Below are 14115 nucleotides of genomic sequence, written 5' to 3' on the forward strand. Positions count from 1 at the left end.
GCCGTTCGCAATTGGACAACAATGAACAGGATACGGGCGTACCGTTATTGCGCCGCCTGCGTCAGGATCTGCGCTGGATCGTAGGCAAGAACCGGGCGCAGCCACATCTCGGCGGTATCTACATCCCACCCTTTCCTGGCGGCATAATCTTCGACCTGATCGCGTTCAACCTGTCCGACGCCGAAATAATAGCTCTGCGGATGAGCAAAATAGAGCCCCGATACCGAGGAACCCGGCCACATCGCGTAGCTCTCGGTCAGCGTAATACCGGCGGCACTCGTCGCGTCCAGCAGCCGGAACAGGGTCTGCTTTTCGGTGTGGTCAGGTTGAGCCGGATAACCAGGCGCAGGACGGATCCCGGCATAGTTTTCCTTGATCAGCTCTTCAGGCGAAAAGCGCTCATCGGGCGCATAGCCCCAGAACTCCTTGCGGACGCGCTCGTGCATATGCTCGGCAAACGCTTCGGCCAGCCGGTCGCAAAGCGCCTGGATCATGATCTTGCGATAATCGTCCGCGCCCGCGAGAGCTTCAATAGCCGCTTCCTCACCATGACCCGCGGTTACCGCAAAACCGCCGATATAATCGTCTTTTTCGGCCACGAAATCGGCAAGCGCTACCTGCGCGCGCTCCGAAGTCTGCCCGCGCGAGCGGCTGATCTGCTGGCGCAGTGTGTAGAAGGTCGCAAGCTCGACCGTCCGGCTTTCGTCGGTGAATGCAACAACATCATCACCGCGTCGCTCTGCTGGCCAGAGCCCAATCACGGCCTTCGCGGACACCAGGCCAGAATCGACGATCTCGGCGAGCATCTTCCGCGCGTCATCAAGAAGTTCGCGCGCAACGGGCCCGCGCTCAGGGTGATCGAGCAGCGCCGGATAGGTGCCCTTAAGCTCCCACGTGGCGAAGAATGGGGTCCAATCGATGTAGGGCACAAGCGTCTTGAGGTCGTACGTCTCAAATGTCCGCGTGCCCAGCATCGCGGGCTTAACCGGCGGATGGGCTGCGAAGTCCGGCACGAAGGCCTTTGCTCGCGCTTGCATGATCGGTAGGCGCGCTTTCGTCGCCTGCGCTCGCGCATGTCCCTCGGCAATCCGGGTGTATTCGGCCGATGTCTCGCCAAAGTAATCGGCCTTGCCATCGCCCAAGGCCTTCTGACACACGCCAACCGCGCGGCTTGCGTCGGTAACATAGATCGCCTGGCCTGCGTCGTAAGCGGGATCGATCTTGACCGCTGTGTGAACCCGGCTGGTGGTCGCACCACCAATCAGCAACGGAATGGTGAAGCCCTGCCGCTGCATCTCAGAGGCAACCGAGACCATCTCGTCCAGCGAAGGGGTAATGAGACCCGAAAGGCCAATGATATCCGCGTCGATCTCGCGCGCTTTATCGAGGATTTGCTGACCGGGCACCATAACGCCCATGTCGACAACTTCGTAATTGTTGCACTGCAGGACCACCCCGACGATGTTCTTGCCGATATCGTGCACGTCGCCCTTCACAGTTGCGAGCAGAACCTTGCCGGCCGATGGCGCGTCGGTGAGGCCCATCTCCTCTTTCTCACGTTCCATGAACGGCATCAGATAAGCGACGGCCTGCTTCATCACGCGCGCCGACTTAACGACCTGCGGCAGGAACATCTTGCCCGACCCGAACAAGTCACCGACAACGTTCATGCCGTCCATCAACGGACCTTCGATGACGTGTAAGGGCCGTTCAACTGATTGCCGCGCCTCTTCGGTGTCATCGTCAATGTACTCTGTGATGCCATGCACGAGCGCATGCTTGAGGCGTTCGCCAACCGGCGTCTCGCGCCAGCTGAGGTCGACCTCGCGTTTCTTCGCGCCACCGCCCTTGAACTCGTCGGCAGCATCGACGAGGCGCTCGGTCGCATCCGCGCGGCGGTTGAGGACCACATCTTCCGCCAGCTCTTTCAGGCGTGGATCAAGCGCATCGTAGACCCCAAGCTGCCCGGCGTTCACGATACCCATATCCATGCCTTGGGCGATGGCGTGGTACAGGAAAACCGTGTGCATGGCTTCGCGCACCGGTTCATTGCCGCGGAACGAGAAGCTCAGGTTGGAGACCCCGCCAGATACGTGGGCATGAGGCAGCTGCTGACGGATGAAGCCCGTGGCGCGGATGAAGTCGTTGCCATAGTCGGCATGTTCTTCGATGCCTGTGGCCACGGCAAAAACATTGGGGTCAAAGATGATGTCCTCAGGGGAGAGGCCGACGGTGTCGACCAGAATGCGGTAGGCCCGCTCACAGATTTCCGTCTTGCGTGCATATGTGTCGGCCTGGCCCGTTTCGTCGAAGGCCATCACGACGACCGCCGCACCGTAGCGCCGGCACAAGGTCGCCTGCTCAATGAACGCCTCCTCGCCTTCCTTCAGCGAGATCGAATTGACGATGGGCTTGCCTTGCAGACACTTCAGACCCGCTTCGATGACCGTCCATTTTGACGAATCGACCATTACCGGCACGCGGGCAATATCAGGCTCCGCCGCCAGCAGATTGAGGAAGGTGACCATCGCCTCTTCGGAGTCGAGCAGGCCCTCGTCCATATTGATGTCGATCACCTGCGCTCCGGCCTCAACCTGGTCGCGGGCAACGTCCAGCGCGGTGGCGTAGTCGCCGTTCTTGATGAGCTTGCGGAACTTCGCCGAGCCGGTGACGTTGGTGCGCTCACCGACGTTCACGAAGGGAATATCTGGCGTCAGCTCAAACGGTTCGAGCCCCGACAGGCGCATCCGCGGTTCAATTGAAGGGATGGTGCGCGGGGACTGATCAACAACCGCCGCCTTGATCGCTGCAATGTGCTCTGGCGTTGTTCCGCAGCACCCACCGACAATATTGACCAATCCAGCCTCAGCAAACTCACCAAGCATGCCTGAGGTTGCCGCCGGGCTCTCATCATACGCCCCGAATTCATTGGGCAATCCGGCATTGGGGTATGCGCACACCAGCGTATCTGCGACCTTGGAGAGCGCTGCGATATGTGCCCGCATCTCCTTCGCACCAAGCGCACAGTTGAGGCCGATGGAGAACGGCTTGGCATGCCGCAAAGCATTCCAGAACGCTTCGGGCGTCTGACCAGAAAGCGTGCGACCCGACAGATCGGTGATCGTGCCGGAGATCATCACCGGCAAACGGACCCCAAACTCCTCGAAGACCTCCTCGATTGCGAAGAGGGCCGCCTTGGCGTTTAGTGTGTCGAAGATCGTCTCCAGCAGAAGTAGGTCGGCGCCGCCTGCCACGAGACCGCGCGCGGCCTCAGCATAGGTTTCGCGCAGATCGTCGAACGATACAGCCCGAAAGCCAGGGTTCTGCACGTCCGGAGAGATCGACGCCGTTCGGTTGGTCGGACCCAGAGCGCCAGCAACGAAACACTGCCGAGCAGGGTCGTTGGCCATCACAGCGTCCGCCGCCTCGCGAGCCAGCTTCGCGCCTTGCTCGTTTAACTCATAGGCGAGCGACTCCATGCCGTAATCGGCCTGAGCGATCTGCGTCGAGGAGAAGGTGTTGGTCTCAACGATGTCCGCACCGGCTTCGAAATAGTTGCGGTGGATCGCGCGAATAGCGTCAGGCTGCGTGAGGATCAGCAGATCGTTGTTGCCCTGAACATCCATGTGCCAGTCGGCAAAGCGTTCGCCGCGAAAGTCCTCTTCGGATAGGCGCAAATCCTGTATCTGCGTGCCCATCGCCCCATCGAGCACGATGATGCGCTCTCGGGCGATTTCAGCTAACGCTTCAAAGGCATGATGACTCTTTAGCTCAACCACAGAAAGCGCTCCTAAGCCACTGCCGCAGCTTTAGAAGTGATGGGCAAGACCGGCGCGGTTGCGGCTTGCTCCTGCGGCCGCATCCCAAGCAGATGACAGATCGCGAAAACCAGATCGCTCTTGTTCATGGTGTAGAAATGGAAGTCCTTGATGCCATGCCGGCGCAGGCTTTCCACCTGTTCAGCCGCCACTGTCGCCGCTACCAATTCGTGCGTTTTGGGATCGTCGTCCAGACCATCAAAGCGCTGGGCAATGGCACCGGGAATGCGCGCCCCGCACCCTTTTGCGAACCGTGCGATGGACTTGAACGAGTGGATCGGCGCAATGCCCGGGACGACAGGGATTGTAATACCGGCATCTGAAACCCGGTCGAGGTAACGGAAGTAGTCGGTATTATCGAAAAAGAACTGGGTAATTGCACGCGTCGCACCGGCGTCAACTTTACGCTTGAGGACGTCGATCTCGGTCTCCCAGTCAGGGCTTTGCGGGTGCCGCTCCGGATAGGCGGATACCGAAACCTCGATGGGATGACGTTTGGTGATCGCGGCTACCAATTCGGCGGTATCCTGGTAGCCCTCTGGATGCGCCGCGTAGGCACATGACACGCCCTCCGGCGGATCGCCGCGCAACGCCACAATATGCCGAACGCCAGCCTGCGCGTAGGCGTCAACCACAGCGTCGACCTCCGCCCGCGTTGCGTTCACGCAGGTCAAATGCGCAGCTGGCGCCAGCTTCGTCCGCGTTTTCAACGCTTCCACCGTCCGGTGTGTCCGCTCACGGGTCGAACCGCCTGCACCGTAGGTGACGGACACAAACTTGGGCTGCAGCGGTGCTAACCGTTCGATAGAGCGCCAAAGGGCGGTCTCCATCTTCTCGCTCTTTGGCGGGAAGAACTCAAAAGAGACGTTGATGCGCTGCGTTTGGTAAGCGGTAAGCATTGTCCGACCTTTACTCGTGGTACCGGTTAGGCGAGCACGCTCGCATTGGAGAGAACAGGTGCATCGACCAGGGCGCGAGGGTCGCGCGCCACCCAGATATGCACCGGGAGCTGTTGATGATGTGTGGACTGATCGCGTCCCAACGTCTTTACCGGCTCAACCGACAAGCCCAGAGCGCTCAACCAACGCGAAACTTCATCCGCATCGAACCCAAGACGGCGATGCTGATGATCAGAACGAAGGCGCTCGACCCCATGGGGAGCGAAGTCAACAATCAACAGCCGTCCGCCGGGCGCAAGGACACGGCACACCTCAGCAAGCATGGGCCTGGGATCATCAAAAAAATGCATCACCTGATGCAGGGCGACGAGGTCCTGCGATTGTGCCGGTATGCCCAGCGCATGACCGTCACCTTGCCGCACCTGCGCGTGATTGATGCCATGTTCGATCAAAGTGGATCGCGCGACCTTGAGCATCGCGGGGCTGGGATCGATCCCGGTCGCCTGGCGATAGAGATCCGCCAGCAAGACCAGCATACGACCGGTCCCGGTTCCGATATCAAGGAAGGAGTCCACACGCGCCTTGCCAAGCACCTTGAGGATTGAGGCTTCAACGTCCGCCTCCGGAACGAGATCGGCACGCAATGCGTCCCAGCGCGCCGCATGGTCGTCGAAGAAACTCTGCGCGCGCTGGCGCTGCTCCTCTTTCAATCGGACTAATCGGTCCTGATCCTGCGCGAGAACATCACTGCCCTTGCCCAGATGCGCGTACGTCGCCTGCCACAGGTCACGGATGTCTGCCGCGTCAGACAGGCGGTAGTAAACCCAGGCACCCTCGGGGTAGCGTGTGATCCAGCCAGCATCGGTGAGAAGCTTCAAATGTCTGGAAAGGCGGGGCTGACTTTGCCCTAGGATGGTCGTCAGGTCTTTGACGCTCAAATCGCCGCCTTGCAAAAGAGCGAGCAAGCGAAGCCGCGTGGGCTCTGCCATCGCTTTAAGGCGATCAATTCCGATGTCAAAGCTATCTGCCATAGTGACCTAAGGACATAAATATATCTTTATGTCTGCATAACTCACCAGACCGGATCAAGCAAGCACGACCTGCTGCCCGCAAGCCAAACCAAACAAAGAAAAGCCCGACACAGGGCCGGGCTTTGCGTTGACGTAGAGAATGCCGGTGGCGGTCAGGCCGCGACTGATTTTTGGCTCACCCGCCATTGCGATACGATTTCGCGTGCCGTTTGCGCGTCAATTGTCCCGTAATCTGCCTCAGCCTGCTCGCGTGCTTCTCGGTCGAGACGCCGCAACCATGGACCAACGCGCAGGAACGCATCAACGGTTTGCTGGCTGAAGTCGAGCGCCCTGCACATGATCAGGAACGGTTTAGGGTCCGAACGCACACACCAGTGCTTGGCATCTTCAAGCGGAACCGCAGCGCACAGTGCAAACATAACGACTGCTTCAGGAAAACGACCGGCGCGAGCCATCGCAATCACCGAGTCTTCGCTGATCGGGTCCTTTTTCGCTGCAAGCGATACCGACCGGTACGCCGCATCGAAATCGTAGCGCGAGAGCCATTGCTCATTCGACAGGCGCTCCGCAGCGAGACTTGCGGCCTCCGTGACGCGCTTGGCCACCTCGGGCCGCCCGTGCTTGAGTAGCTTACGCCGCACGTTGACAGTCGCCACCTCGACCAGCGCGCGCACCACGGCGACGGGCAGGTCATCGCGATCTGCCAAGGTCTCCTGTAGCTGTTCGTCGTGGGAGGCGTCCTGAACAAGCTTGGAAAACGAGCTTTCGTAGAACCGCGCGCCGCCGTTGCGGGTCAGACGCAGCTTGACCGGCCCATCGCCTCGATCAACCAGCACCGCACTGACCATAGGCGCAACCGTGTTTCGGCCGGCAATCGCTTCGAGATGGTCGTTGTCCGCTTCGCCGGCGATCTTGATGAGGTCCGTATCGGTGAGAACCGGGCTTTGCTCCAGCACGGGCCGCGCCACGTTGATCGGCTCGAGCGCCAGCTTTCTTACCATTTCTTGAGGTGCATTGGTCAGGGGCGCCAGCTTTTCGGCGACAAACGCCAAAGCTTCTTCCTCAACAAGGTCCGCCAGGCGCACAAGAACGGAATCGTAAACCGCCAGCAACTCCGGGTTTATCCGGTCGTTGGACATGGAATAGAGCTGCGCAACATGCGTCATCAGCTGATTGCGCTGCTCTTGGGTATGGGTCGTTTCGACCCGATCAAAATCCACCAATTCGCTCATAAGGTCCGCACCATAAAAAAGGCTTTGATTGCGAACTCTAGCAGTGGGAGATGGCAGTTCCCTGAATGGTTTGGCTCAACTTTTACTCAACAAAATCGAATTCGCCGCTATCGACGAAACGGACGAACTCACTAAGCGACCGTTCCCATACATCCAGGTAGCGGCCGAAGCGATCGGCGGGGATCGGCGCATCGCCGAACCAGACGTCGAGTTCGAGGGTGAGAATGTTGACCTCCGGCGTGTAAACCTTGGTCCAGCGCTGCTCGGCATTCCAGCCATTGACGTCTTCGATGCCCGTCGTTCCGTCGCTTGCCCGTTCCGTCCGCAGCGCAATCGATGAGCATGACCGGTGGTCCGTGCAACCGTAAAACAGGATGTGGTAATCGACATTGCCGACGCTGGTTTCGATGAACGGATCGCCAAACTCATCGATGGTCGCGAGCGCTGTCTGACCCCGATCCCGCAGGACTTTCAAGATACCGCCAGCATCGGATGCGCTGACATCTTCAGCCTGCGCGCCGGAGGTGGCAAAGGGGAGAACAGCTAAGGTGAAAGCTAAGCAGAAGACGCCTAACCCACGGGAAAAACAAGATTTATTTAACACGCAGTCGGACCACTGATCAGCTTTGGGGCGGCGTGCACTGGCGAAACGGGCCACTATTCCAGGGCTCCAGGAAACGCCCATTCTCGTCCATCGCAAGCCATGTCAGCGACAGCGTATCGCCACGCCGAACAAGGTCAAGCTCATAGGGGCGTTCGACGGTATCTTCACCGCACAAAACGCGCGCCCGCCAGGTCTGCGCACCATCGCGCTCACCGAAATCGTCGAGCCGCAAGACCCGGCAATAGAAGTGCCAGCGGCTGATCCACTGCCCCTCGAACCTGTAGGGCGCATCGCCCGCGCTCTCGACCACCGCATCGACACCCGCATCCGCCTGCGCCGCGCAGTGGCTGTCTTCGCCCCAATGGCCGGTCAACTCGCCGGGAACCTCGTCCGCCCATCCGAGCGACGTGCAGAAGGCCAAGGCGGCCAAACTTGTCAAAATTTGTCTGCTCATAGGCCGGACATATGGCAGGGCCATAGGCTCGGGAAGGCCGACCCTTGCGCGCCCGGATCACCATTGCGTGATCATGAGGCGCACGCCAAGCATCAGCCTTCCCAGATCCACTGCTCCGGCACCTGCACGGTCGCCGTGTCACCGACCGCGACCGGACCAGGTTTTTCGACCCAACCCACAAGCCCGCGCTTGCCGACCGCCGCCTTCGGGAAGGTCAGCGCCAGCGCCTTGGGATCCTGATCGGGAAAGTGCGCTGCGATGGAATCGCCCGCAAACCGGCATGGCGCATTTTGCCCGTCGATCTTGATGGTCGCGCCGCCAGCCTTCGGGTCACCAAAGAACAGCAGGCTGCGCGGCGGGAGCATCGACAGGTTCGGGACGCCATCGAGCACCATGTTCGCACCGATCCATTCCGGCGCGATCCGGTCGATGCCCATCGCTGACGCAGACTGGGCAAGCTCATCGGCTGCAACAATGGACAGCTGCCGCTCGTTGCGCATCTCGCTACCGCGCTTGTACCAAGGCTCCCGGCCGCCCGACGCCCGCGTCAGCCCGGCATGTCGGTCGCCCGCGATACCCTCATAGGTGAGGTCCAAACGCTCAACCGCTTCCGACGCCAGCGCGCCATCGAGCGAGGCAAACAGCCCGGTGAGACGGGCTACGAAGCGCTTGGCGTTGTATATGCTCACGTTCGGCTACCTTGTCAGCCGCTTGTAGGTCACACGCTTCGGGTTCACGCTCTCCGGGCCCAGCCGGCGGATCTTGTCCTGCTCATAATCGTGGAAGTTGCCTTCGAACCATTCCACATGGCTATCGCCTTCAAACGCGAGCATGTGGGTGGCAAGACGATCGAGGAACATCCGGTCGTGCGAGATGATCACCGCGCAACCGCCATATTCCTCCAGCGCATCTTCGAGCGCGGCCAGCGTCTCGGTGTCTAGATCGTTGGTCGGCTCATCGAGCAAAAGCACGTTCGCGCCCGACTTGAGGATCTTGGCCAGATGCACGCGGTTGCGTTGACCACCCGAAAGCGTGCCCACAGGCTGCTGTTGGTCGCCGCCCTTGAAGTTGAAGCTTGAACAGTAGGCGCGCGAATTCACCTCGCGCTTACCAAGCTTGATGATTTCATCGCCGCCCGAAATCTCTTCCCAGACCGTCTTCTTGGCGTCGAGCGCATCGCGGCTCTGGTCGACATAACCAAGCTGCACGCTCTCTCCGACCGTGACGCTGCCCGCATCAGGCGTCTCTTGCCCCGTGAGCATCCGGAAGAGCGTCGTTTTACCGGCACCGTTCGGTCCGATGATTCCGACAATGCCGCCCGGCGGCAGGTTGAAGTCGAGATCATCGATCAGCAGCTTGTCACCAAAGCCCTTCGACAGGCCTTCGACCTTGATAACATTGTTGCCGAGCCTCTCCGCCACGGGGATGACGATCTGCGCGGCGCTGGGCGACCGCGCATCGGCCTTGGCGAGCAGCTCCTCATAGGCGTTGATGCGCGCCTTGGATTTTGTTTGGCGCGCTTTGGGGCTGGCGGCGATCCACTCGCGCTCGCGCTCCAGCGCTTTCTGCCGCGACGCCTCCTCACGGCCTTCCTGTGACATGCGCTTGGCCTTGGCTTCAAGATAGGCGGAATAATTGCCCTCGTATGGAATGCCACGCCCGCGGTCGAGTTCAAGGATCCAGCCGGTGACATTGTCGAGGAAGTAGCGATCGTGGGTGATGATCAGAACGGCACCGGGGTATTCGCGCAGATGCTTTTCCAGCCATGCAGTGGTTTCCGCGTCGAGGTGGTTCGTCGGCTCGTCAAGCAACAGCAAATCGGGCTGCGACAGCAGCAGCTGGCACAGCGCCACCCGGCGCTTCTCACCGCCCGACAGGTTTTCAACCGACGCATCGCCCGACGGGCAGCGCAGGGCGTCCATCGCTTGCTCCACCTGGCTTTCGAGGTCCCACAGGTTCTGGCTATCGATGAGGTCCTGAAGCTGAGCCCCCTCCTCCGCCGTTTCGTCGGAGTAGTTCATCATCAGCTCGTTGTAGCGGTCGAGAATGGCCTTCTTGTCCGCGACGCCCTCCATGACGTTTTCCATCACCGTCTTGTCGGGGTCGAGCTGCGGTTCCTGCGGCAGGTACCCTGCGCTCTTGCCGTCGGCGAGCCAAGCATCGCCAGTGTGCTCACTATCGAGCCCGGCCATGATCCGCAGCACCGTGGATTTACCGGCGCCATTGGGCCCGAGAATGCCGATCTTGGCATCGGGGTAGAATTGCAGGTGGACGTTATCGAGAACCTTCTTAGCGCCATACGCCTTTGAAAGCCCCGACATGTGATAGATGAATTGACGCGCCATGAACGCTCCGCACGCTTGAATTGTGGATGAGGGAAGTTCGCCGCCTTCTAGCGCTGGATGCGTGCCCGCGCAAACTGAAAGGCGGCGCTGCGCGATTGAGTCAGCCAATTCGCGCAACTGGCATGCGCGAAACGACCAAAATGGCGCGCCGAGGCTAAGCCGAAGCGACCTTTTTTCTTGGTCTGCGGTCGGGGGCTCTACGCTCGCAATATCATTCAAATTTTAGACAAAACTATCGCTCTCAAATTAATCGATTTGCCAGAAGTTCGCTGTACGAAGGGCAAAATGTCACTCCTTTGAGGGCGAAGCTGTGAGCCTTTTTAGCACCCTGCGAGATCATGTTCTGCGCGCCGTTTGCCGCTTCCGCGAGCAGCAAACAGGTGCCGTCGCCGTTACGTTCGCGATCACCATTCCTGTGGTCCTGACGCTGACCGTCGTCACCTACGACTATACCAACGCCGTGCGCTTGCGCAGCATGGCCTTACAGGCTCTCGATGCCGCCCTTCTCAGCACAGCAAGGCAGCTTTCCATCGGTGAGATTGAAACGAGCGAGATTGACACGACCGTCAATGATTTCTTCAAAGCCAATATCATTGGCAAAAACCTCGATGCGCAGTGGGTTGGGGACGTTGCCGCAAATTATGACCCATCAACCGACCTGTTAAGCGGGACCGTCGAGGGGACATCGCGAGCCCTGTTTACCGGCATTGTGAACCCCCAAGGTGTCGGAATAAGCGTTGCGTCAGCCGTCGCGGTCGATCGCCAGCTCATCGAGTTGGCGTTGGTGCTGGATGTTACCGGATCCATGGACGGTCCGAAGCTCGAGGCGCTGAAAGAGGCTGCGCGGGCCTTGATCGCGACGCTTTTGCCATCCGACAATCGAGGCTTGGCTGACGCACAGGTCCGGATTTCCATCGTGCCATATGCCGACCTCGTGAATGTTGGAACGTTCGAGCGGGACGTCACCGGCTACACGTCGGGTGAATCGTGCGTCTATGAGCGCAGTGGCGCGATGGCCTTCGATGACACAGCCCCGGTTGGCCCGATCGCGGGGTTTGGCGACGACGATGACGGCGAAGTCAATGTTGCTTCCATCGAGTCGGGCGATCGCGAAGAAAAGACGATCATCAACGATCCCCGCAACTTCCGCGGCTACGTCTGCGACTATCCGGCGATCGCCCCGCTCACATCGGATGCCGGGTCGCTCTATGACCAGGTCGATGAGCTAAGTGCTGGCGGTTGGACCGCGGGCCACATTGGCATCCAGTGGGGCTGGTACACGCTTTCAAACGAATTCCACGATGTTTGGCCGCACGAATCTGTGGGGCGCAGCTACGGACGCCGAGACACCAGAAAAGCGATGGTGGTCATGACGGATGGCGCCTTCAACACCTGGTACGACGACGACAATGGTGATGCCTTCCGGCAGTCAGAGACGCTTTGCCGATCCATCAAGGACATCGGGATCACGATCTATACGGTTGGCTTCCAGACCGGCAGCGCGGAAGAGGCGTTCCTGCGGGACTGCGCCTCAGGGCGAGCGAACTACTATGACACAACGACAAGAAGCGCGCTGGTCGCCGCGTTTGAAGCGATCGCCGACAATTTGAACTCGATCCGCCTGGCACAATAGAACGTCCATCGTCCCGGCCATTGCTGCAGAAGCGATGGTCGGAGATAAGACGCGCTGCTGTCACCTTTGCGACGAGAAGTGCGTCTGCAAATAGCCCAAAATGATCTCCCGCTGTTCGGAACCATAATCGGGCATGTTCTGCTCGTTGATCATCCAATCCCAAAGATATTCCCATCGCGCATCGGTGAGCCGCTGCTGGGCGAAGGTTTGCGCCGAGTGGCACGGCGTGCACGAATAATAAGTGTCTTCGACGCCTGCGGTATCGGGCAGATTATCAAGGTCCTCCCGCAGCGCCACGTCAACGCCTGACGATCGCTGACCGCCAAGCATCGGGTTACCCGCGCCGCCCATGGGCGAAAGGGGTGACAGGGGTGCAACAACGCTTGGTGCGGTCATCGGGTTGGGCGCAACCGGTGCTACCGGTAAAGCGGGAGCGATGGGCTGGCCCTGCACCATGGGATTGGGAAGTGGCACCATTGGGTTTGGAAGCTGCCCGGCCATCGGATCAGGCACCGCCATTTGAGCCGACACGCTCGGCATAAGCGCGCCCATCAATGCAATGGCTGCCAAGCATGAAAGACTTTTTCGCATCAGTGGTGTTCCCGCATTCACCAGTCAAATGGTCTGCGGGGTCGATCCCGTTTTCCGACCCCGCAGCTGAGCTTACCGCCGAAGCGAGCTAGGCAACAACAACCGCAATCCGGTGGATCATGTTGTTGCCATAGCCGCGCGGATTCCACCCGGGCGTGCTCGGCGGCTGCGTGCGTCCCTGTTCGTCGGTCGCCCGCGTCCAGACCTCATAGTAGCCGGCCTGTGGAACCGTGATGGAGGCTGAAAAGTGCTGCCAAGCGTAGCGGTTGCGCGGCGCGGCGAGCGATGCAGGCTGCCAGGTTTGGCCAAAGTCGATTGAGGTCTCGACCATGGCCACCTCACCATCGGCCCACGCATGGCCCCGAATAGAGAAGGTCTGACCGACCTGCGTTCCTGTCGGCGGGTTGGTGATCAGCGATTTGACCGGCATGGTGGTCATGACCACCATGTCTTCTTCGGGCACCTCGGTTCCTGGCGCGACCGGGTAGGCTGGCATGCGGTAGGAGAAACCGCCCATCTTGGCACCGTCGTGCTCTTGATCACGGACCCAGATGCGCGTCAGCCACTTCTGTGAGGCCGATCCCGGATAGCCCGGCACAACCGTGCGCAGCGGGAACCCATGGATCCCTGGCAGATCATTACCGTTCATGCCGAACGCGATCAGCGAATCCTCTTCCAACGCTTTTTCAATGGGAATACCGCGGGAAATCGCTTCGCGCGTTGGGTCGCCAGACAGATGGGGATCGTTGCCATAGTGGCCCGTGTAAACGGCGCTTGGTTTGAGCCCTGCCGACTGCAGGACGTCACGCATCCGCACGCCGGTCCATTCGGGGCAGCCGATTGCGCCCGTTGTCCACTGATTGCCCGATGCACCGGGGTTGAAGAACGCTCGCCCGTTACCGCCACATTCCAAGATAAGCTGACGGGTGATAACTTCGTAATTACTGCGCAAATCATCGAGTGTCAGCTCGAGCGGGGTGTCGACCTCGCCGTCGATCGTCAGCGTCCAATCGGTCGCATCCATGGTGAAGGCCTGATCGGGCACCATACCGTTATTGCGCACAAACAAACGGCTGGCAGGCGTAACGTTGTCGTCAAGAAGGTGCGGCGCCGTCTCAGCGTTCACCGGCCGATCATTGAGAAGCGTCAGGCCGTCCTTGTCGGCCATGGCGTCCATATCTTCCATGCCCTGGGCGCGCGCGAGACCGACCGGCCTGTAGCCCTCGGGCAGATAGCGGCCAAAGGGAATTCCAACACCCATGGCAGCGGTCAATGCGGCAAGGCTCGCACCTTTCATAAAGGCGCGGCGGCCCGGATCGGGCTGGGCGGCATCGGCGGCGTGTTCCGGCCCGTCATCCACAGCTATTGAACTGAAGTCATCCATGGTTTGTTTCCTCCTCTGGCCGCCGCCCTCGTTTATCGTGGCGTGCATGACCGTACAGGCAAGGTTAGGCGAGCAAGCGGTGAAGGCAAGCCGTCGTGCCCGACCAAGTGTCCAGTCACTTTAT

11 protein-coding genes are annotated in these 14115 nt (G+C 60.1%); 1 reads left to right on the forward strand and 10 read right to left on the reverse strand.

Annotated features, from left to right (window positions below; translation table 11 throughout):
• Positions 1 to 44: 44 nt before the first annotated feature.
• From metH to ettA, 8 genes are all read right to left on the reverse strand, one after another.
• A complete protein-coding gene (gene metH / locus AAF739_15305; GenBank protein ID MEM6384038.1) occupies positions 45 to 3779 on the reverse strand; it encodes a methionine synthase in 3735 nt (1244 codons plus the stop codon).
• An 11-nt stretch (positions 3780 to 3790) separates the two neighbouring features.
• Entirely contained in the window at positions 3791 to 4717 is a 927-nt protein-coding gene (metF, locus tag AAF739_15310) for a methylenetetrahydrofolate reductase [NAD(P)H] (GenBank protein MEM6384039.1), read from the reverse strand.
• 26 nt (positions 4718 to 4743) lie between these two features.
• Entirely contained in the window at positions 4744 to 5748 is a 1005-nt protein-coding gene (locus AAF739_15315) for a metalloregulator ArsR/SmtB family transcription factor (GenBank protein MEM6384040.1), read from the reverse strand.
• 152 nt (positions 5749 to 5900) lie between these two features.
• Positions 5901 to 6980 (reverse strand): DUF2336 domain-containing protein, encoded by a 1080-nt coding sequence (locus AAF739_15320; protein ID MEM6384041.1) that lies wholly within the window; start codon positions 6978 to 6980, stop codon positions 5901 to 5903.
• An 82-nt stretch (positions 6981 to 7062) separates the two neighbouring features.
• The gene (locus tag AAF739_15325; protein MEM6384042.1) at positions 7063 to 7584 is read right to left on the reverse strand and encodes a YbjN domain-containing protein; all 522 of its coding nucleotides are present in this window, start codon (positions 7582 to 7584) and stop codon (positions 7063 to 7065) included.
• A gap of 16 nt (positions 7585 to 7600) precedes the next feature.
• Positions 7601 to 8038 (reverse strand): hypothetical protein, encoded by a 438-nt coding sequence (locus AAF739_15330; GenBank protein ID MEM6384043.1) that lies wholly within the window; start codon positions 8036 to 8038, stop codon positions 7601 to 7603.
• A gap of 92 nt (positions 8039 to 8130) precedes the next feature.
• Positions 8131 to 8682 carry a molybdenum cofactor sulfurase gene (locus AAF739_15335; GenBank protein ID MEM6384044.1) on the reverse strand — a complete coding sequence of 184 codons (552 nt, stop codon included), beginning with the start codon at positions 8680 to 8682 and terminating at the stop codon, positions 8131 to 8133.
• Positions 8683 to 8733: 51 nt separating this feature from the next.
• On the reverse strand, positions 8734 to 10383 hold the full coding sequence (ettA, locus tag AAF739_15340) for an energy-dependent translational throttle protein EttA (GenBank protein MEM6384045.1): 1650 nt from the start codon (positions 10381 to 10383) through the stop codon (positions 8734 to 8736).
• A 310-nt stretch (positions 10384 to 10693) separates the two neighbouring features.
• Between ettA and AAF739_15345 the strand changes: the two genes are divergently transcribed.
• Positions 10694 to 12016: a pilus assembly protein gene (locus tag AAF739_15345; protein MEM6384046.1), complete on the forward strand. Its 1323-nt coding sequence runs from the start codon at positions 10694 to 10696 to the stop codon at positions 12014 to 12016.
• Positions 12017 to 12076: 60 nt separating this feature from the next.
• Here the strand turns inward: AAF739_15345 and AAF739_15350 are convergent, their stop codons facing one another.
• Positions 12077 to 12607, reverse strand: a complete 531-nt coding sequence (locus AAF739_15350; GenBank protein ID MEM6384047.1) for a hypothetical protein — start codon at positions 12605 to 12607, stop codon at positions 12077 to 12079.
• A gap of 88 nt (positions 12608 to 12695) precedes the next feature.
• A complete protein-coding gene (locus AAF739_15355; GenBank protein ID MEM6384048.1) occupies positions 12696 to 13991 on the reverse strand; it encodes a sulfite oxidase in 1296 nt (431 codons plus the stop codon).
• Between the last annotated feature and the right edge of the window lie 124 nt (positions 13992 to 14115).

Source organism: Pseudomonadota bacterium, assembly GCA_039024915.1.
In the GTDB taxonomy this organism is placed as follows: domain Bacteria; phylum Pseudomonadota; class Alphaproteobacteria; order Rhizobiales; family MH13; genus MH13.